The 19397-nt window shown below is 71.2% G+C and carries 21 protein-coding genes; 9 read left to right on the top strand and 12 right to left on the bottom strand.

The features are described from left to right. Positions 1-20 precede the first annotated feature (20 nt). The 3 genes from ACFQRJ_RS13020 (at position 21) to ACFQRJ_RS13030 (ending at position 3316) form a co-directional block, all read left to right on the top strand. Positions 21-668 carry a TetR/AcrR family transcriptional regulator gene (locus ACFQRJ_RS13020; protein WP_377019583.1) on the top strand — a complete coding sequence of 216 codons (648 nt, stop codon included), beginning with the start codon at positions 21-23 and terminating at the stop codon, positions 666-668. Positions 669-823: 155 nt separating this feature from the next. Beyond that, the gene (locus tag ACFQRJ_RS13025) at positions 824-1366 is read left to right on the top strand and encodes a MarR family winged helix-turn-helix transcriptional regulator (protein WP_377019585.1); all 543 of its coding nucleotides are present in this window, start codon (positions 824-826) and stop codon (positions 1364-1366) included. A 96-nt stretch (positions 1367-1462) separates the two neighbouring features. After that, positions 1463-3316, top strand: coding sequence for an ABC-F family ATP-binding cassette domain-containing protein (locus ACFQRJ_RS13030; RefSeq protein WP_377019587.1), 1854 nt, complete (start codon positions 1463-1465; stop codon positions 3314-3316). Between the two features lie 34 nt (positions 3317-3350). Here the strand turns inward: ACFQRJ_RS13030 and ACFQRJ_RS13035 are convergent, their stop codons facing one another. Genes ACFQRJ_RS13035 through ACFQRJ_RS13045 form a run of 3 tightly spaced genes read right to left on the bottom strand, consistent with a single transcriptional unit; the run spans position 3351 to position 6291 of the window. After that, positions 3351-4277 carry a 4-(cytidine 5'-diphospho)-2-C-methyl-D-erythritol kinase gene (locus ACFQRJ_RS13035; protein WP_377019588.1) on the bottom strand — a complete coding sequence of 309 codons (927 nt, stop codon included), beginning with the start codon at positions 4275-4277 and terminating at the stop codon, positions 3351-3353. Continuing rightward, entirely contained in the window at positions 4277-5260 is a 984-nt protein-coding gene (rsmA, locus tag ACFQRJ_RS13040; RefSeq protein WP_377019589.1) for a 16S rRNA (adenine(1518)-N(6)/adenine(1519)-N(6))-dimethyltransferase RsmA, read from the bottom strand. Before rsmA ends, ACFQRJ_RS13035 begins: the two co-directional genes overlap by 1 nt. Beyond that, positions 5257-6291 carry a TatD family hydrolase gene (locus tag ACFQRJ_RS13045; protein ID WP_377019590.1) on the bottom strand — a complete coding sequence of 345 codons (1035 nt, stop codon included), beginning with the start codon at positions 6289-6291 and terminating at the stop codon, positions 5257-5259. Before ACFQRJ_RS13045 ends, rsmA begins: the two co-directional genes overlap by 4 nt. 326 nt (positions 6292-6617) lie before the next feature. Here ACFQRJ_RS13045 and rpmF point away from each other — a divergent pair, with 326 nt between their 5' ends. Continuing rightward, positions 6618-6788: a 50S ribosomal protein L32 gene (rpmF, locus tag ACFQRJ_RS13050; RefSeq protein WP_377019591.1), complete on the top strand. Its 171-nt coding sequence runs from the start codon at positions 6618-6620 to the stop codon at positions 6786-6788. A gap of 119 nt (positions 6789-6907) precedes the next feature. On the opposite strand, the gene rsmI is transcribed toward rpmF, so the two are convergent. Then, positions 6908-7774: a 16S rRNA (cytidine(1402)-2'-O)-methyltransferase gene (gene rsmI, locus ACFQRJ_RS13055; RefSeq protein ID WP_377019592.1), complete on the bottom strand. Its 867-nt coding sequence runs from the start codon at positions 7772-7774 to the stop codon at positions 6908-6910. Between the two features lie 72 nt (positions 7775-7846). Between rsmI and ACFQRJ_RS13060 the strand changes: the two genes are divergently transcribed. Then, positions 7847-9457 (top strand): dolichyl-phosphate-mannose--protein mannosyltransferase, encoded by a 1611-nt coding sequence (locus tag ACFQRJ_RS13060; RefSeq protein WP_377019593.1) that lies wholly within the window; start codon positions 7847-7849, stop codon positions 9455-9457. 45 nt (positions 9458-9502) lie between these two features. Next, positions 9503-11647: a 4-alpha-glucanotransferase gene (malQ, locus tag ACFQRJ_RS13065; RefSeq protein WP_377019594.1), complete on the top strand. Its 2145-nt coding sequence runs from the start codon at positions 9503-9505 to the stop codon at positions 11645-11647. Here malQ and ACFQRJ_RS13070 read toward each other — a convergent pair. The 4 genes from ACFQRJ_RS13070 to ACFQRJ_RS13085 form a co-directional block, all read right to left on the bottom strand. Further along, the gene (locus ACFQRJ_RS13070) at positions 11634-12152 is read right to left on the bottom strand and encodes an S-ribosylhomocysteine lyase (RefSeq protein ID WP_377019595.1); all 519 of its coding nucleotides are present in this window, start codon (positions 12150-12152) and stop codon (positions 11634-11636) included. The genes malQ and ACFQRJ_RS13070 overlap by 14 nt on opposite strands. Positions 12153-12188: 36 nt before the next feature. Further along, positions 12189-12911 carry a LysR substrate-binding domain-containing protein gene (locus ACFQRJ_RS13075; RefSeq protein ID WP_377019597.1) on the bottom strand — a complete coding sequence of 241 codons (723 nt, stop codon included), beginning with the start codon at positions 12909-12911 and terminating at the stop codon, positions 12189-12191. 61 nt (positions 12912-12972) lie between these two features. Continuing rightward, positions 12973-13794, bottom strand: a complete 822-nt coding sequence (locus ACFQRJ_RS13080; RefSeq protein ID WP_377019598.1) for a hypothetical protein — start codon at positions 13792-13794, stop codon at positions 12973-12975. A 30-nt stretch (positions 13795-13824) separates the two neighbouring features. Then, positions 13825-14925 carry a hypothetical protein gene (locus tag ACFQRJ_RS13085; RefSeq protein ID WP_377019599.1) on the bottom strand — a complete coding sequence of 367 codons (1101 nt, stop codon included), beginning with the start codon at positions 14923-14925 and terminating at the stop codon, positions 13825-13827. A 142-nt stretch (positions 14926-15067) separates the two neighbouring features. Between ACFQRJ_RS13085 and ACFQRJ_RS13090 the strand changes: the two genes are divergently transcribed. Then, entirely contained in the window at positions 15068-15475 is a 408-nt protein-coding gene (locus ACFQRJ_RS13090) for a hypothetical protein (protein WP_377019600.1), read from the top strand. A gap of 55 nt (positions 15476-15530) precedes the next feature. On the opposite strand, the gene ACFQRJ_RS13095 is transcribed toward ACFQRJ_RS13090, so the two are convergent. Together ACFQRJ_RS13095 and ACFQRJ_RS13100 are read right to left on the bottom strand one after the other, a co-directional pair. After that, a complete protein-coding gene (locus ACFQRJ_RS13095; protein WP_377019602.1) occupies positions 15531-16283 on the bottom strand; it encodes an alpha/beta fold hydrolase in 753 nt (250 codons plus the stop codon). Next, positions 16280-16990, bottom strand: coding sequence for an alpha/beta fold hydrolase (locus tag ACFQRJ_RS13100; protein WP_377019603.1), 711 nt, complete (start codon positions 16988-16990; stop codon positions 16280-16282). The genes ACFQRJ_RS13095 and ACFQRJ_RS13100 overlap by 4 nt, the downstream gene beginning before the upstream one ends. A gap of 105 nt (positions 16991-17095) precedes the next feature. On the opposite strand from ACFQRJ_RS13100, the gene ACFQRJ_RS13105 reads away from it, so the two are divergent. After that, positions 17096-17434, top strand: coding sequence for a hypothetical protein (locus ACFQRJ_RS13105; protein WP_377019605.1), 339 nt, complete (start codon positions 17096-17098; stop codon positions 17432-17434). Between the two features lie 18 nt (positions 17435-17452). Here the strand turns inward: ACFQRJ_RS13105 and ACFQRJ_RS13110 are convergent, their stop codons facing one another. Then, complete coding sequence (locus ACFQRJ_RS13110) at positions 17453-17983, bottom strand: GNAT family N-acetyltransferase (RefSeq protein WP_377019606.1); 531 nt, start codon at positions 17981-17983, stop codon at positions 17453-17455. A 62-nt stretch (positions 17984-18045) separates the two neighbouring features. Further along, a complete protein-coding gene (locus ACFQRJ_RS13115) occupies positions 18046-18699 on the bottom strand; it encodes a flavin reductase family protein (protein ID WP_377019608.1) in 654 nt (217 codons plus the stop codon). Between the two features lie 273 nt (positions 18700-18972). Here ACFQRJ_RS13115 and ACFQRJ_RS13120 point away from each other — a divergent pair, with 273 nt between their 5' ends. Continuing rightward, complete coding sequence (locus ACFQRJ_RS13120; protein ID WP_377019609.1) at positions 18973-19296, top strand: helix-turn-helix domain-containing protein; 324 nt, start codon at positions 18973-18975, stop codon at positions 19294-19296. Positions 19297-19397 lie beyond the last annotated feature (101 nt).

Consider the following 19397-nt stretch of genomic DNA (forward strand, 5'->3'; position numbering starts at 1 on the left):
GCTGTGGAAGACTGCCCGCCATGGCGGAGAACGGCGCCCCGCGCGGGCGGCCCACCCGGATGACCGGCAGGCAGCGCCGTGAGCAGCTGCTCGCGGTCGGCCGGAGCGTTTTCGCCGAGCGCGGCTTCGACATGGCCAGCGTGGAGGAGATCGCCGCCCGGGCGAAGGTCTCCAAACCGATCGTGTACGAGCACTTCGGCGGCAAGGAGGGCCTGTACGCGGTGGTCGTCGATCGCGAGGTCAGCACGCTGCTCGCCGATCTGGAGCGCTCCCTGCGCGATCAGCGCGCCCACCCCCGCCTGCTGATGGAGCGGGCCGCGATGGCATTCCTGTCCTACATCGACGAGAACGAGGACGGCTTCCGCATCCTGGTGCGCGACTCCCCCGTCAGCCAGGCCGGCGGGACCTTCTCCTCCCTGCTGACAGACGTGTCACAGCGCGTCGAGGAGATCCTGGCCGCCCAGCTGGCCCTGCACTCCTATCCCTCCCGGGACGCGACCATGTACGCCCAGATGCTGGTGGGGATGGTGGCCTACACGGGCCAGTGGTGGCTGGAGACCCGCGAGCCGGCCAAGGAGATCGTGGCCGCCCGCATGGTGAACCTCTCCTGGTTCGGACTGGCCGCCCTGCAGCGGGAACCCGGCCTGCGTGGCGGCGACCGCCCCTGACCCGGTGACATCCGCGACCGATCCCCGGGCACGGGATCGCCCCGTGCCCGGGGATCGGAGCGGGCACGGGATCGGCGGGCGCGCGGCCGTGGGACGCGCCACCCGCGACGGTCCGGGCCCGCCCGGGCCGCGGGGCCGCCGCCTAGACTCGGCCCATGTCCACCTCGCCCTCCTCCCATGGCGCCGCCTCGGCGCACCATGACGAGGTCGACCGGATCGTCGAGGGCTGGCGGCAGGCGCGCGGAGACCTCGACATCGAGCCGCTGGCCGTCTTCTCCCGCATCTCGCGCCTGGCCCGATACCTGGAGACCGCGCGCCGCGAGTCCTTCGCGGCCGCCGGTCTCGAAGGCTGGGAGTTCGACATGCTCTCGGCGCTGCGTCGCAGCGGGGACGATGCTCTGTCCCCCGGCGCGCTGATGCATCAGACGCTGGTCACCAGCGGCACGATGACCGCACGGATCGACAAGCTGGTCGCCCGCGGACTCGTCCGCAAGAACCGCAGCCCGCACGATGGCCGGGCGGTGGAGGTGCGTCTGCAGCCCGACGGGGTGGCCCGCGTGGACGCCGCCATGGAGTCCCTGCTGGCTGCGGAGCGCGAACTGCTGCGGCCCCTGACGGCCGACGGAAGATCCGCCCTCGCGGACACGCTGCGCTCGCTGCTGCTGACCTTCGAGGTGGACGACCCGCTGGAGGGCTGAATCCTCCGGGTCCTCCGGCCGCCGCGTCCGGCGCCGCTGCCCCGCCGTCATCTCCACTGCTCACGCGTTCCCGTCTTCGCAAAGGACCTCCCCTGCATGGCCCATCTCCTCGGCACCCAGTCCCTGCACGTCGCCCTGCCCGACCGCATCCTGCTCGAGAACGTCACGGTCGGGATCGACGAGGGCGACCGCATCGGTGTGGTCGGTCGCAACGGTGACGGCAAGTCCACGCTGCTGCGACTGCTCGCACGGCTCCAGGAGCCGGACTCCGGCCGGGTCACCGTGCGAGGCGGCACCCGCGTGGGGGTGCTGAGCCAGCAGGACGAGGCGACGCTGGAGACCACCGTGCGCCACCGCGTGGTCGGCGACCGGCCCGAGTACGAATGGGCCTCCGATCCGCGGATCCGCGACGTCCTGGCCGGCCTGCTGGACGAGATCGACCTGGAGGCGCACCTGGCGGATCTCTCCGGCGGCCAGCTGCGGCGCGTGCACCTGGCCGAGCTGCTGGTCGGCGACTGGGATGTGCTGCTGCTGGATGAGCCGACCAACCACCTCGACGTCGAGGGCATCGCCTGGCTCGCCGAGCATCTGCGCCGTCGCTGGAGCGCCAAGGACGGCGGACTCGTGGTCATCACCCACGACCGCTGGTTCCTCGACGCGGTCTGCACGCGCATGTGGGAGGTCCACGACGGCGTCGTCGATCCCTTCGAAGGCGGATACGCCGCCTACATCCTCCAGCGGGTCGAGCGCGACCGGCAGGCCGCGGCCATCGAGTCCAAGCGCCAGAACCTCATGCGCAAGGAGCTCGCCTGGCTGCAGCGGGGCGCCCCGGCCCGCACCTCGAAGCCGAAGTTCCGTGTCGACGCCGCCCACGAGCTGGTCGCCGACGAACCGCCGGTGCGCGACACCGTGGAGCTGACACAGCTGGCGACCTCCCGACTGGGCCGGGACATCATCGACCTGATCGACGTCGACGCCGGTTACGGGGACGTGCGCGTGCTGCACGACGTCACCCTGCACATCGGCCCGGCGGACCGGATCGGCGTGCTGGGCCCCAACGGCGCCGGCAAGTCGACCCTGCTGAAGCTCATCACGGGTGACCTCGAGCCGCAGGCGGGTCGCGTCAAGCGCGGCAAGACGGTCACGGTGCGCCAGGTCTCCCAGCGGATCGAGGGGCTCCAGGAGGACCAGGACTCGCGGATCAGCGACGTGGTGGGCCGCTACCGCAGCTCGTACCGCACCGGGAAGGACGAGGTCTCCCCCGGCCAGCTGCTGGAGCGGCTCGGGTTCACCGCGGCCCACCAGAAGGTTCGCGTCGGCGCCCTCTCCGGCGGTCAGCAGCGTCGCTTGAACCTGCTGCTGACGCTGCTGGAGGAGCCGAACGTGCTGGTGCTCGACGAGCCCACCAACGACATGGACACCGACATGCTGACGGCGATGGAGGATCTGCTGGACACCTGGCCGGGTCTGCTGATCGTGGTCTCGCACGACCGGTACCTGCTCGAGCGCGTCACCGAGATGCAGTACGCGGTCCTGGACGGTCAGGTCCGGCACGTGCCCGGCGGGGTCGATCAGTACATCCAGCTGCGCACGGCAGCGGAGCAGGCGGGCGCGGCGAGCGCCGGTGGCAGCGGCAGGAACACCGGAGCGGGTACGCCCGCGGGACCTGCCCTGAGCTCGACGGAGGGCAAGGGCACGGGCGTCTCCGCGCCGCGCTCTGCCGCGGTCTCGGGAGCCGAGGCGCACGCGGCCCAGAAGGAGCTCGCGTCCGTGGAGCGCCGGATGGAGAAGCTCACCGGTCAGACCCAGAGGCTGCACGAGCGCCTGGCGGCTCACGATCAGTCGGACTACGTCGGGCTGCAGTCGATCGCCGAGGAGCTGCGCACGGTCGAGGCCGAGCTGGAGACGCTCGAGGAACGCTGGCTGGAGCTCTCCGAGCTGGTGGGCTGACCCTCTTTCTCAGTTCCCCGCGAGCACGCTCGGCTCAGCTCTCCTCGAGCACGCTCGCTCCGGGCGCCGAGCCTCTGGCCACCAGGCATGACTCGACCACCCCGTCGGCGGTGAGGAGCGAGGCCACCGAGTGCGCCTGATCCTCGTCCGCCACCAGCACGGCGACCGTCGGCCCGGAGCCGGAGACCAGGGCTCCCAGCGCGCCGGCCTGCTCCGCATGCTCGACCAGAGGCTCCAGCCCGGGATGCAGGGCGAACGCGGCAGGCTGCAGGTCGTTGTGCAGGGTCTGCCCCAGCAGCTGCGCGTCACCGCTGCTCAACGCCTGCAGCTGGCGCTCGTCGAGCTCCGGATGCTCCGCCAGGGCGCGGCCGCGCGCCAAGGCCAGCTCATCATGGCGACGGTAGACCTCCGGTGTCGAGAGGTGCCCGCCCGGGACCGCCAGCAGCCAGGTCCAGTCGCCATGGGTGAGGACCGTCGTGAGGTCGCCTCCGTTCCCGCGGCCCAGCGCGGTGTGACCGAGCATGGCGAACGGCACGTCGGCACCCAGCCGCGAGCCGAGCTGCCGCAGCCGCTCGCTGCCGAGCCCGAGGCCCCACAGACGGTCCAGAGCCACCAGGACGGCGGCGGCGTCGGCCGATCCCCCGCCCATGCCGCCGGCGACGGGCACCTGCTTGCGGATGTGCAGCGCGGCTCCCTCGTCCAGGTCGTACTCGCTGCGCAGCAGCTCAGCGGCGCGGAGGGCGAGATTGCTCGAATCCAGCGGGACCTCCCCGGGAACCTCGGCGTCGACCTCGAGGCGCAGGTCGGGGCTGCGGGTGACGGTGACCGTCTCGTACAGATCGACGGCCTGGAACAGCGTCGCCAGACGGTGGTACCCACGCTCGTCGAGCGCTCCCACGGCGAGCGAGAGGTTGATCTTTCCCGGTGCACGCACGACCACCCGATCCCATCCGGCACTCATCACGCCGCCTCCTCACTCGCGCGGGCGATCGCCCGGAACTCGTCGATGCCGAGGGTCTCGCCGCGGGCGCCGGGGTCGATGCCGGCGGCGCGCAGGATCTGTTCGGAGCGCGCCGGGCCGCCGGCCCAGCCGGCGAGCGCGGCGCGAAGGGTCTTGCGTCGCTGCGCGAACGCGGCATCGACGATGGCGAAGACCCGGTCCCGTTCGGCCGCGGTCCCCAGCGGATGGTCATGACGCACGAGCTCGACCAGCGCCGAATCGACGTTGGGCACCGGCCAGAAGACCTGCCGGGAGATCCTGCCGGCGTGCACGGCGCGGCCGTACCAGGCGGTCTTCACGCTCGGACCTCCATAGACGCGTGAGCCCGGGCCAGCGGTGAGGCGGTCGACGACCTCGGACTGGACCATCACCAGTGCCGTGCGGAGGGAGTCGAAGCGCTCGAAGGCCGTGAGCAGGATGGGCGTGGCCACGTTGTAGGGCAGATTCGCGACCAGTGTGCTCGGCGTTCCGGTGCGCGGCAGGGAGGGCAGCTCCGTGACCCGCAGGGCGTCGGCGTGCACGAGCCGGTACCGCTCCTCGTCGACTCCTCGGGCTCGCAGCGTCAGCGGCAGCAGCTCGGCGAGGCCGCGATCGAGCTCGATGGCGACGACGTCGGCCCCGGACTCCAGCAGCCCCAGGGTCAGCGACCCCAGGCCCGGCCCCACCTCGAGCACGGCCTGCCCGGCTCCGGTGCCGGCGCGCGCGACGATGGTGCGGACCGTGTTGGGGTCCATCACGAAGTTCTGACCGCGCTGCTTGGACGGACGGATACCGGCCGCCTCGGCCAGCTCGCGGATGTCCCGACCGGTCAGCAGCAGGTCCCCGCCGGCGGCGCCATCCGCGGGGGCGACGTCGTCGGAGCGGGCGGCGTCGTCAGCGGCAACGGCACCGTCGGCCGGCTCGCCGACGGGCTCGTGCGCGCTGCGAGGCGCTCGGGTGCTCATGCCGCCGTGGCTTCCGGCCACCGGTAGACCTGCTCGGTGGTCGAGCGGATCGCGCGGCACGTCTGCTCCAGATCGGTCCCGGTGACGTCCGCGATGGTGCCCATCGTGAGCGGGATCAGATAGGAGGAGTTCGGGCGGCCGCGGTACGGCACCGGCGTCAGGAACGGCGCATCGGTCTCGACCATCACCTGGCCCAGCCCCACCTCGGCCAGGGCCTCCCGCAGGTCACCCGCATTCTTGAAGGTGACGTTGCCGGCGAAGGACAGGTAGTAGCCGCGGTCCACGCACGCGCGGGCGAACTCGGCATCGCCCGAGAAGCAGTGGAAGACGGTGCGCTCGGGGGCGCCGTCGGCCTCGAGGACCTCGAGCACATCGCGGTGGGCGTCGCGATCGTGGATCTGCAGGGGAAGGTCCAGCTCCTTGGCCAGGGCGATGTGGGCGCGGAAGGCCTCGATCTGGGCCGTGCGGGCGGCCTCGTCCGTGCGCGAGGTGCGGAACCAGTCCAGTCCCGTCTCCCCCACCACCACCATCCCGGGCCCGCGCAGCAGCTCGGCGACCTCGGCGATGGCCGCATCGAGCGAGATCGTCGGCTCCCCGTCGTGGTCGCGGCCGCGCGCGTGCAGAGCTGCTTCGTTGGGATGGACGGCGACTCCGCCGCGCAGCGAGGCCGGGCAGGACTCGGAGGCCAGCAGGGCCGCCGTCCAGCGCACCGCCTCGAGATCGGAGCCGATCGTGATCTGGGCGTCGATGCCGGCGTCCGCGGCGCGCTGGACGTGGTCGGCCACCCTCAGCTCCTGGTCGCCGTCGGCGAAGTCGAGATGGCAGTGGTTGTCGATCACCGGGAACGGCAGCGGCTCCGGGGCGGGCGGCCAGGAGCGGTCGCGAGACCTTCCGCGCGGGTCGATCTGCTCCCGGCTGCGCACCGGTGCGGAGGCGCCCGGCTCAGCTGCGGCCGGCGCCGATGCGCCCGATACGACGGCGGCCCCTGAGCCGGGGGCTCGCCCGGCCTCGTTCTCGTGCGATGACGACATGCGACCATCGTAGGAGGATCTGCCACGGCACCGAGCCACTCCTGCTGTGCTCGTCCGCCGGCCGGTTCCGTCGTCGTCCGGTTCCGTCTCCGTCGGTCGGTCCGCTCGTCGCACGGTGGGCCCACCCGGACGTTCGCGGTGGGCAAGGTCACGACATCGGGTCAGCTCCGGGGGAGGCGCGAGAGCGGCCGATATGGCAAGATGGGCGGTCGTTGCGCGTCCTGTCGTGCACCCGAGCGCCCCGACTCAGCTGGACCGGGTTCGGGTCGCTGCTCGGGAAGGATGCCAGCGCACGATCATCCTCCAGACCGTCAAGGAGCGTTCCCATGGCAGTGCCCAAGTTCAAGATGTCCCGCTCTCGTACGCGGTCCCGTCGCTCGCAGTGGAAGGCGCACAACGCCGACCTCGTGCAGGTGAACGTCCGCGGCCGCAGCGCCGCTGTGCCGCGCCGGCTGGCCAAGGCCTACCAGCGCGGTCTGCTCCAGATCGACGACTGATCCGGTCGGGCCCGTGGCCCGATCCATCCAGTCCGCACGAAGCCCCCGGCACCTGATGGTGACGGGGGCTTCGTCGCGTCCGCAGGACCGCCAGGAGGCCAAGGACGTCCGAGAAGCAGTCAGCCCTTGCCGCGCGGCGCGTGAGTGTCCTTGCGTCGCAGCGCCTGGTCGTAGAGCTCGCTGGCCGTGATGCCCGCGGCGCTCCTGGCGGCGGCCTTCGCGGCATCCTTGAGCCGCTCCCCCGCCGCGGCCCGGGCCAGGACGTCCTCGACCAGATCCTCCGCGCTGGCCGCGACCGGCTCGGCCCCGGCCACCACGATCACGACCTCGCCGAGCACCTCGGTGGCCTCGGCCCAGGCGGCCAGCTCGCCCAGGGTGCCGCGCTGGATCTCCTCGTAGGTCTTGGTCAGCTCCCGCGCGACGGCACCGCGGCGCTCGAGGCCGAACGCCTCCGCCATCGCGGCGAGCGTCACGGCGGTGCGACGTGGTGACTCGAAGAACACCATGGTCCGCTGCTCGGTGGCCAGAGGTTCCAGAGCGCTCGCGCGACGGCCCTCGCGACGCGGCGGGAATCCCTCGAAGGTGAACCGGTCCGGTGCGATCCCGGACGCCGCCAGCGCGGTCAGCACGGCCGACGGGCCCGGGATGACCGTGACCGTGTACCCGGCCTCGGTCGCGGCACGCACGGCACGGAATCCGGGATCGGAGACGACGGGCATGCCGGCGTCCGTGACGATCAGGACGCGCTCACCCTCGCCGAGGGCCTCGAGCAGGACGTCGGTGCGCTCGGCCTCATTGTGCTCGTGGTACGAGAGGATGCGCCCCTGCGCGGTCACCTCCAGCGCGCTGAGGAGACGCGCCAGACGCCGCGTGTCCTCCGCCGCGATGACGTCGGCCTCCCCCAGCGCCCGCATCAGGCGCACGGACGCATCCAGCGGATTGCCGATCGGCGTGGCGGCGAGGGTGAGGACTCCGGGTTCGAGCATCCGGCCATGCTAGCCAGCCCGCGCCCCGTGCGTCCCCGGGACGGGGCAGGGGCGATGACCTAGCATGTGCGGGTGCACACGGAGGAGGAGGAGGAGGAGGCGACTCATCGCGCCGATGTCGATGAGGAGCCCGGTGCACTGCTGAGCTCCTACCGGCGCCGCCTGAAGACCTTCGACCTGCCGCTGTCCCGCCTCGCCTGGGCCGGTGCCATGGCGCTGTTCGGTCTGGCGCTCGTGCTGCGGCTATGGGGCCTCGGCTCGATCGGGGAGCTCATCTTCGACGAGACCTACTACGTCAAGGATGGCTACGCCCTCACCCAGGAGGGCGTGGAGATGTCGTGGCCGGACGAGCACGATCCCGTGTTCGAGGCCGGTGATGTGGACACCTATGAGGACACCGGGTCGTACGTGGTCCACCCCCCGCTGGGCAAATGGCTGATCGGCGGCGGGATGACGCTGCTGGGCGCTGACAACGCCTGGGGCTGGAGGATCTCCTCCGCGATGCTGGGCGCAGTGGCCGTGCTGATGCTCGCCCGCATCGGGCGCCGGCTTTTCCGCTCGACCACCGTCGGCCTGATCGCGGGCCTGCTGCTCGCGGTGGACGGGATGCATCTGGTCCATTCGCGCACCAGCCTGCTGGACCCCTTCGTCATGTTCTTCGCCCTGGCCGCTTTCGGGGCGCTGCTGATCGACCGTGACCGCTTCCGCGAGCACCTGGCGCTGCAGGCCGTGAAGCTCCATGGCGCCGTCGAGACCGAGCCGCGCCTCGGCGTCTCCGGCGGATGGCGGCCGTGGCGCCTGTTCGCCGGGGCACTGCTGGGCATGGCCTGTTCGGTGAAATGGTCCGGCATCTACTTCGTGGCCGTGTTCGGGATCATGACCGTGCTGTGGGACTGGTGGGCCCGCCGCACCGTCGGCCAGCGCCGATGGCTGCTCGGCGGCCTCGTCAAGGACGCGATCCCGGCGTTCTTCGCGACCGTGGGCACGGCCCTGGTGGTCTACCTCGCCTCCTGGGCGGGCTGGTTCGCCTCCGCCATCGGGTACAACCGGCACCTCGCGGCGGAGCAGGGCGCGGCGACCGGGTTCGGGCCGCTCGATTCGCTGATCTCGCTGTGGCTCTATCACCGCCAGGCCTACGACTTCCACATCGGACTGGACTCCGAGCATCCCTATCAGGCCAACCCGTTGGGCTGGCCTCTGATGCTGCGGCCGACGAACTTCTACTACCGCTCCTACGAGTACGGGGAGAACGGCTGCGAGGTCGCCGAGTGCGCCTCGCACATCCTGGACGTGGGCAATCCGTTGATCTGGTGGCTGGGCAGTCTCGCAGTGCTGGTGACCCTGGTGATCGCGATCCTGCGACGCGACGGGCGTGCGTGGGCTGCTCTGGCCGGCATCGCGGCCGGCTACCTGCCGTGGCTGCTGTATCTGGACCGCACCATCTTCACCTTCTATGCGGTCGTCTTCGAGCCCTGGCTGCTGCTGTGCCTGGCGTACGTGCTGGGCCTCGTCATCGGCCCGCCCGGCGCCGACGCGGAGAGACGCCTGGCCGGAGGTCTCTTCGCCGGCTCGCTGCTGGTGCTGATCGTGCTCGTCTCCGCCTTCTTCTGGCCCATCTGGACCGGTCAGGTGATCGATCTGGAGCAATGGCGCTACCGCATGTGGCTGCCTGGCTGGACCTGATCATCTCCGGACCGTCGAGGGTGTGACCACGGTTACGATTGCCGCATGGCTCCGGACCCCTCAGCCCTGCGCGACCTCGCCCGCGATCTCGGTGTCGGCACCGACTACTCGGGCTGGGACGGCACTCGTCGAGCCGTCGCCGACGCCACCCTGCATGCCGTGCTGGCCGCCCTCGGGACACCCGTGGAGACCGAGGAGGACATCGCCCGCGTCCGGGCCGAGCGGGAGCTGGCCCCCTGGACCCGCACCCTTCCTCCGGTGACCGTGCTGCGGCAGGACCGCTCCACCACCGTCCCGGTCCACGTCGACCACGGCACGCCGGTCACCACGCACCTGCTGCTGGAGGACGGCGGCCGCCGCGACCTGGCACAGGTGGAGGACTTCACGGCTCCCGTGGAGGTCGACGGGCGCCTCCGAGGCCGGGCCGGCTTCTCCCTCCCGGAAGGTCTGCCTCTGGGCTGGCACCGTCTGGTCGCGGACACGGCGAGCGGCACCGAGGAGGCCGACGTCGTCGTGACGCCGGCACGGCTCACGACTCACGAGCAGTTCCTCTCCCGCCGCGGGTTCGGCCTCCAGGCCCAGCTGTACTCCGTGCGCTCGCCGCGGTCGTGGGGCATCGGCGATCTCGCGGACATGCGGGACCTGGCCGCGATCACCGGCGCCCGTCACGGCGCGGACTTCCTGCTGGTCAATCCGCTGCACGCCTCCTACCCGACGCCGCCGATGGAGCCCTCGCCGTATCTGCCGGTCACCCGCCGCTTCACCAGCGCGCTCTACCTGCGCCCGGAGGACGTGCCCGAGTACCGGGAGCTGACGGACATCGCGCGGCAGCGGCTGGCGGTGCTGAAGCGGGAGGTCGACGGATGGAACGCCCGCACGGACCGGCTCGAGCGCGACGACGTGCTCCGCGCGAAGCTGGACGCGCTCGAGGAGCTGTTCGCCGTTCCACTGACCCCGGCTCGCCGAGCCCTGCTGGAGGCCTACCGCGAGCGGGAGGGACAGGGCCTCGAGGACTTCGCCACCTGGATGGCGATCGCCGAACGGGCACGCACGTCCCCCGAGGGCGCCGGGTCGGATCTGCTGGAGCACCTCGACGAGGCCGCCATTCAGCAGTCGCGCCACGACCTGGCCGACCGCATCGAGTTCCACATCTGGACGCAGTGGCTGCTGGACGAGCAGATGCGCGGGGCCCAGGCCGCGGCGCGCGAGGCCGGCATGCGCATCGGGATCATGCACGACCTGGCCGTCGGTGTGGAGCAGGTCGGCGCCGACTCCTGGCGCCTGCGCGGGGTCCTCGCCGACGGCGTCACGGTCGGCGCTCCGGCGGACCAGTACAACCAGCAGGGGCAGAACTGGCACCAGCCGCCGTGGCACCCGCAGCGGCTCCGTGAGGCCTCGTACCGGCCCTGGCGCGACATGCTGCGCACCCTGATGCGTCACGCCGGGGCGCTGCGCATCGACCATGTGCTGGGGCTGTTCCGGCTGTGGTGGATCCCCGAGGGCGTGGAGGCCGCCGAGGGCGCCTACGTCTCCTACGACCACGAGGCGATGATCGGGATCCTGGCCCTGGAGGCGGAGCGCTCCGGGACCGTGGTGGTCGGCGAGGACCTCGGCACCTTCGAGCCATGGGTGCGCGACTTCCTCGTCGGACGCGGAATCCTGGGCACCTCGATCGTCTGGTTCGAGTACGACGAGGAGGGACGGCCGCTGCGGGCGGAGGATTACCGCACCCTGTGCATGGCCTCGGTGGGCACCCACGATCTACCGCCGACGGCCGGGTACCTCGCCGGCGACCACGTCGAGCTGCGCCACCAGCTGGGGCTGCTCGAGCGGGAGCTGGAGGCGGAGCAGCTCGAGGACGCCGCCGGGCGCGAGCAGGTCCTCGACGTGCTGCGGGCCGAAGGGCTGCTGGAGGAGACCGCCCCGGGAGCCGATGCGGTCGAGGACACCGTGATCGCATTGCACCGGCACCTGGCGTCGACGCCGTCGGTTCTGCTCGGGGTGTCGCTGGTGGACTGCGTCGGCGAGCGGAGGATCCAGAACCAGCCGGGCACGGATGAGGAGTACCCCAATTGGCGGATCCCCCTGGCCGATGCCGCGGGGGAACCGGTGGGAGTCGACGACATCGCGACCGATGAGCGCACCGCACGCCTGCTGGCGGCGGTGCGCGAGGGCATCAGGCCGCGGTGACCTGGGCCCAGTTCGGGCGTTCGGCCAGGAAGGCCCGCGCAGCGCTCTGAGCGCCCTCGAGGGTGTGGTGGGCGCCCCAGCCGCACTGGACCTCGTTGGCGGCAGGCACCTCGTCGGCCTCGACGAGATCTCGCAGCGTCGCCTCGAGCAGCGGGGCGAAGTCCTCCGGGGTGTGGTCGCCGACCAGCAGCACGTAGAAGCCGGTGCGGCAGCCCATCGGCGAGACGTCCAGGACGTCACCGGAGTGGTTGCGCATGTGCTCGGCCATCATGTGCTCGAGGGAGTGGACGGTCTCCGAGTCGAGGTGGGCGACGTTGGGCTGGGTGAAGCGCACGTCGAACTTGGTCAGCACGTCGCCGGCGGGCAGCTCCTTGCGATCCGCGATCCGGATGTAGGGGGCCGCGACGGTGCGATGGTCGAGGTTGAAGCTCTCGACGTTCATCCGAGGCTGCTGGGACTGCTGAGGCTGCTGGGTGTGCGGGCTCTGGGGGGTCTGGTCCGTCATCGGGACTCCTTCGCGGGGTGCGGGTCGATGGCCGCGTCAGCGGCCGGGTCGGGTGGTGCGGTTCGACCGGGCGGGGCGCCCGGACCGGGAGCTGCCGGCGGCGCGCGCGCCGCCAGAGCGGCCACCGCCGCTGGACCGGCCGCGCTCGCCGGAGCGTTTGCCGTCGCCGGAGCTCTTGGGGTCGATGGAGCGTTTGCTGTCGGCGGCATCGCTGCCCCGACCGGAGCGCGGGGTGCGACCACGGACGACGCCGACGAACTCCTGACGCAGTTCGTCGTCGCTCGCCCGGGGCCAGACCAGAGCGATCCGGGTCGGTTCGGCGTCGGCCAGCGGGCGGTGGGCGGCGTCCTTGCGGTGGTGGAGCCGAGCCAGGGACAGGGGCATGCGGGTGTACCCGATGCCGGTGGCGACGACGGCGACGCGATCTGCGGCGTCGTCGGGATCCTGCGGGAGGATCTCCGTCTCGTCGGCCAGGTCGGCTTCGTGGACCTCGTCCAGGAGGCTGAGGACGTTCTCGGTCCCGACGACGACCGCCGGGCGCTCCTCCCACAACGCGACGACGTGGAGATCGTCGGCCGGGATCGGCAACCGGACGAAGCACATGTCGACCTCTCCGCCCTGCAGAGCCTCGTGCTGGCGGGAGAACGGGACCGGGGCGAGCTCGAGCCAGGCCTCGCGGCGCGCGGACTTCCACCGGCGCAGGAACCGGTCGGGCTCGACACCGGGCACGTAGCCGACGCGCAGGGTGCGGGTTTCCATGGGCCCAGCCTACGGCGCACCGGCGGCGAGCGGCACGATGTCACCGGCGCCGCGGAGATGGTCAGAGCGCGGCGGCCTCGGGAAGCGCGGTGCCCAGGAGATCGACCAAGGTATCGGCGCTGACCTCGCGCAGCGCCGTCGAACTCGTCTCGTCCTGCGGGGTGTCCATCACGAACACGGCGTCGGAGGTGGCCATGATCGAGACCTGGACCGAGTCCGGCCCTCGGTCGGCGGTCGTCAGGACGCTCAGCGCGCGCGTGTCCTGGAGGCGTCGCGCGATGTCGCTGTCGGTGCCCTCGAAGTCGGAGAGCGTGCCGTCGATCGGTTCGCCGTCCTCGTCACCGGCGACCGAGTTCTGGTCGACGTAACGGGCCAGCCGGGCAGGGAGCGCCTCCCGGGTCGGAACACTGAAGTGATGGAAGCCGTCGACGGTGACGAACTCCTCGAGCACCCCGTCGTGAGGGAACACGTAGACGATGATCTCCGTGGTCTGGTCGGCCACGCGCCGCGTGAGATTGACCAGGGCCAGGGGCGCGGAACGCAATGTCAGGAGCCCGGCGAGCGTGCGATCGAGCTGTGCCGTGCGTTCGGCCGGCGCCTCGGTGGCGAGATCCTCCCCCTCGTTCTCCCGGCCCTCGTCGGTGAACTGGACGAGTCCGCGGGCGGTCAAGGACCTCAGCGCCACGGCGGCGGCCGGATCACGATCGAGCCCGGAGGCGTCCAGGAACGGCGTCCCCGCGGGATCGAGGGCCTGGTTCCCCCTGAGCGCGATCAGCTCCTCGTCGGTGAGCACGGCGAGGACCTCTGCCTCGCTGCTCGCGGCGGCGAGGATCTCGTATGCCCCGGCGGCGTCTCGTTCGGTACGGAGGGTCTGCTGGGTCATGCTTCTCATCCTAAGGTCGCCGCGGCAGGGTCAGAGGCCCACCAGGCCGCCGAGCGAGTCGAGACCATCGCTGACCGTGTCGCCGACGGACTCGGCCGCATTGCCCACGGCGTCACTGACGGTCGAGGCCGTATTGCTGACCGTCTCTCCGACGGTCTCGGCCGCATTGCCCACGGCATCGCTGACGGTTGACGCGGCGTTGCTGACCGCCCCGACCGTGGCCTCGGCGGCGTTGCCCACCGCGTTGGTGATCCCGTCCCAGTTCTCGTACACGGTCTTGCCGAGATCCATCCCGATCGAGACCACTCCGGCGGCCGCGCCGATCGCCCCCACCACGGGGGCGGCAGGGCCTGTCAGCGGGGCGATCGCCAACAGCGTGCCTCCGGCCGCTCCGATCCCACCGCTGACCTGGTCGTACGTGTTGTCCGCCGTGAATGCCTGATGGATCCCGACGCCGATGTCGACGAACGGCAGGGCTTTGCCGAGCATCCTGCCGCCGGTCTTGAGGAACGGAGCGACATCATCGAGCTTGTTGAGGTACTTCCCCGGTTCGAAGTTCCCGATCGACGACGGCAGCCCCAGTTTGCCGAGCACGTTCTCGGCGGCCTTCTGCCACCCCTTGCCACTCGAGAACAGTTCATCGAGGTACGCGCCGCGCCACAGCTTCTGCAGGCCGCGTTGCGCCAGCTGCGCGTATTCATCGGCGGCCGACGGGATACGACCCAGGAAATCCGAGAGCTCCTTGAGCTTGAGGTACATGGACTGACCGTCCTTGACCAGGTCCTTGATGAACCCGATCGGACTGAACCCGTCCTCTCCTCCCCCGCCGCCCGAGCCGGCGCCCGAGCCCCCGGCGCCGCCGGCACCCGAGGCAGCGTCCTGCTCCTCGGCGTGCGCCTCGAGGTCCCGCGCGCGCTGGGAGAGTTCGGTGTGGCGCAGGTCGAACAGCGTGGCCACGCTGCCGGTCCAGTTCTGGCGAAAGGCATCCGCGTCGGGCCCCTGCCAGATGCTCTCGTCGAGGACCATGGGCTCGAGCGTCTCGCGCAGCTCGCTCAGCCGCTGCGCCTGCTGTGTGACCCGTTGTGCGTGGTCGCGCAGTTGGCCGGTGTCGGCTCCGAAGAACCCACTCATTCGTCGCCTCCGTCGTCAGCTGGCCGGGCACGGTGCTCGGTCGCCCGGGTCATCATCATGGCCACGACGCTACCGCCCGCAGCGGCGGCTGCCCATGGGGAGGACTCCCCATGCCCGGACGCCGCGCCCCTACGATGAGTGCATGACACCGACCCGTGCCTCGATGAGCTACGCGACCGCCTTGAACCGGAACGAGCTGTTCGAGAGCCCGGGGCTGCGCCGCGATATCCCGGCCGTCCTGGCCCCCGACGAGGAGGTGCTGCTGGTGCTGCCGGGTGTGGGCGGGGATTTTCCGGATGTCATGATCGCCACGGATCGACAATTCCTGCTGGCATCGGTCGCGGGCCCGCTGAAGAAGGCCAAGGTCAAGCGCGAAGTTCCGGCCCGAGGCATCACCGGCGTCGAGTACCGTCCGGGAGTGTTCTCCCGCGTCCGCGTCCGGGTGGCCGATGGACGTGATGTGCGGATGATGCCCCACCGCAAGGCGGACGCCGAGCGGTTCGCGACAGAATTCGCCCACGTGATCCGCACCGGGCGCCTGCCGTCGTGAGTATGTCCCCGTCGGGAGGATCCCCGGGGCACGACGCCCTGCCTCCTCGGCACCGTCAGATCGAGCGTTCGGTGCGCGCCAGTATCCGTAGCAGATCGGGCGTGAACCGTTCAGAGCGGCCGAGGTTGACCAGGTGGGTGCCGTAGCCCAGCACCTCGAGCCGTCCCCGCGGGGCGGCGTCGGCGAAGGCACGTTCGTGCAGACGGAACTGGTCGACGCGAGGGTTCAGGATGGTCACCGGCGCCGAGATGCTGCTCAGTGCCCCGAGCAGGTCCAGTGAGGCGACCGCGCTCATCGCCGGCGGCACCACGTCGGTGCCCGCCCTGCCACCTCGCACGTAGGCGCGGGCGCCCGCGCGGCCGAGGACCGCGGCCAGCGCCGGCGGCGGTCCTCCCGAGCCTCGCTCCCGAGTCCCCGGCAGAAGGTCGGTCGCCGTGATGGCCAGGCCGTACAGCCACGCTGTGCGCGCGGTGGGCTGGGCCGAGGCCCCGACGACGACGAGCGAGGCCAGCAGTTCGCGGTCCTCGATCTCAGCGGCGGCCTGGATCGCGAGCATTCCGCCGAGCGAGGAGCCGACAAGGTGCACTGCTCGCCTCTCGGGCCCGGCCGCTGTCTCGATCGCCTCGGTGATGGCCGCGAGCGCGGCGGCCAGTGTGAAGGGCTCGCCTCGACGGGCACCGTGGCCGGGCATCTCCGGCGTGATCACCCGGTGCCCGGCGGCGCGCAGCGACGGCACCTGCCGGTCCCACTGGCTGGCGGAGGTGCGGGCGCCGTGGACCAGGACGACCGGCCGGGGCGCAGCCCTCACGCCGACACCGTGTGCCCGGCGCAGCGACGCAGCACCTTCGCGAAGCGCTTGGGGCGCGAGAGGTTGGCGATGTGCCCGGCGTCGTGGAGGATCACCAGTTCACCGTTCTGCGCTGCATCGAGGAAGAGTGCTTCGTGGCGGCGGAACGGGTCGTGCTCCCCGTTGACGAAGGTCAGGGGCACCTCGATCGCGGCGACGTCGGCGAGCAGGTCGAGGGAGCCGATGGCCCGCACCACGGTGCGCACCACCCCGCGGGCGCGGCCGCCCCCGTAGTACCGGCGCGCGGCCTTGCGGGTGTGGCGCCGGGCGAAGGATCTCTGCACCCGTGTGTCGGAATCCCCGGGCAGCCAGTCCTTCATCGACATCCACAGCCCGTACAGCCGCGCCATCGTGGGGCCGGGGACGATGGTGCAGTCCGCGGCGACCACACCGGCCAGCCGCCCGGGGTTCCGCGCCGCCCAATGCAGGGTGAGATAGCCGCCGAGGGAGAGCCCGACCAGCAGCGGTGGCTCCCCGCAGGCGCTGACCGCCTCCTCGATGGTCTCCATCGCGGCCTCGAGCGTGAACTTCTCGCCGTGACGGTCGCCGTGGCCGGGCAGGTCCGGAGCGAACACCTCGAACCCACGCTCGCGGAGGCGGCGGGTCTGGCCCTTCCACATGGTGCGGGAGGAGCGCACGGCATGGATCAGCACGATGCTGGTGGTCATCGTGGTCCCTCCTGTGCGCCGCGCGGCCTGCCGCTCCCCGACGGGAGACTACCCGGTCCGGCGGCCGTCGGGAGCGCGCTCCGTACCCACGGCTACCCTGGGCGCATGCCGAGCTACCGCATGCATCTGCCGATCGGCGAGCTGCTGCCCGGGGCCTCCCCCGGCGACGTCACGGAGCAGGCGAAGCTGGCGCTGGGCACGCTCCACGCGGTGGAGAAGACGGACGTCGAGGCTCCCCTGGTGGGTGGGCGACGGGTGGGTCGCGTGGTGCTGCGGTTCGCGGTCGATGCCAGCAGCAGGCCGGAGGAGGACGCAGCGGCCCGGCACGCCCTGACCGTGGTCATCGACCACCTCGAGCGCAGCGTCGGCCGCATCGCGCCGCAGAGCGCCATCGTGCTCACCCGCGGGGGCGCGGGTCGGTTCCGGCCGATCGGGCCGGGCTGAACCGGATCGGCAGCGTTCTCATCCCTCCGCGGCGTCGTGGCCCGGCGTCGCGTCACCCCGGATCGTCAGCTGCAGGAACACCAGGTCGAGCCAGCGGCCGAACTTGACGCCCACCTCCGGCATCCTGGCCACCTCGACGAAGCCGAGCTTCTCGTGCAGGCGGATGGATCCCGCGTTCCCGGCCTCGATCCCGGCGACCATGACGTGGATTCCCTGCTGCTGCGCCCTGTCGATCAGTTCCAGCATCAGCGACCGGCCCACGCCGTTGCCCTGCTGACCATCCCTGACGTAGACGGAGTTCTCGACCGTGTGGCGGAAGCCGTCGCGTGCCCGCCAGGTTCCATACGAGGCGTAGCCCAGGACCGAGCCATGCTCATCGACTGCCACCAGGACCGGGAAACCGGCCTGCCGCCGCTGGGTGAGCCAGGCGGCGCGGTCGGCGAGGTCGACGGGGTGGTCGTCCCACACCGCTGTCGTGTGCCGCACGGCGTCGTTGTGGATCTCGGTGATCGTCTCCAGGTGCGTGCTGTCCGCGTCTCGGATCTCCACTGCGGCGTCCTCTCCCCGGCTGCCGGGTCCGGTCCGTGTCGGCGATGGTGGTCGGAGGACGCTCATGACGGCGGCCGCCCGTCCGGGCCCGGACGCCACATGTCGAAGCGCAGATCCTCGTCGATCGCGAAGTACGTGCTGGGACCGCCGCCGCGCACAACCGGTTCGGCCTTCGCGGTCTGGTAGATGCCGCCTGCCAGCAGCGCCTCGGCGATGTGCACGCCGACCACCTCACCGAAGACCACCCGATTCTCGGTGGCGGCACCGCTGGCCGCCTGCAGGGTGACGATCTGCGTGAGGCGGCACTCGAAGACCGTACGGGATTCGGCCACGTGGGGGACGCTGACCACGCGCGAGGGTGCGGGGGTGAGACCGGCGAGCTCGAACTCGTCGACCTCCGGCGGCGCGGGAGCCGAGGTCACGTTCATGGCCTCGGCGAGCTCCCGGCTGACCAGGTTCCAGCAGAACTCGCCGGTGGCCTCGATGTTCGTGAGCGTGTCCTTGGTCCCGCTGCTCGAGAAGCCGATGATCGGCGGGGTGTAGCAGAACGCGTTGAAGAAGCTGTATGGCGCGAGGTTGAGGACCCCGTCGGCCGAACGGCTCGAGATCCACCCGATCGGCCGCGGCGCGATGATGGCGTTGAACGGGGAATGCGGGAGCCCGGTCCCGGAGGCCGGCTCGTAGAAGTGCTGCTTCGGGGCGGCCGTGGGCGTCATCGGAGAGTCCCGGGATCTCGGCGCTGCTCCACGGCTGCTCCCTTCCTCGAGAAAGACACTGAGCCACGTCATCGACGATGGCGATGACGTGGCTCAGGGCATTCGGTGGAGCTAGGGGTGTCTGGGTGCACGACATCGTTGACAGATTCTACCGGCGGGTTTGGTGGTGATCGTTGACGGGTCAGTCGGGACATCGTTGACAAGGGCGGTGGCTTGATCATTGACCGGTGAGTCGCGACATCGTTGACGCCCGGACGCGGCCGAGGATGCCGCATGAGCTCCAAGGACAAGAACCTCCTGATCGTCCGCGCGGTCACAGAGCAGGGCCTGACCCACGCCCAAGCCGCAGCCCGATACGGCACCAGCCGCCAATGGGTCCACACCCTCGTCCTGCGCTACCAGACCGGCGGCCCACCAGCCCTCGAGCCCCGCTCCCGCGCGCCACGGACCCGCCCCGGAACGACTTCGGCCAGCCTCCGCGCCCGCATCATCACCCTGCGAGGCGAACTGACCGCCCAGGGCGCCGACGCAGGCCCCGCCACGATCGCCTGGCACCTCGACCAAGAACACCGCCGCGTGCCCTCGACCGCGACCTGAAGCGCCCTGGGTTTCGTTCCGATCCTGATACGAGGAGGATTGGAACATGCCGAGCAAGTACCCACAGTCGTTCCGGGACCGTGCCATTCGCATGGTCACCG

Origin of the sequence: Brachybacterium sp. GCM10030252 (assembly GCF_042666535.1) — a bacterium.
GTDB lineage: Bacteria > Actinomycetota > Actinomycetes > Actinomycetales > Dermabacteraceae > Brachybacterium.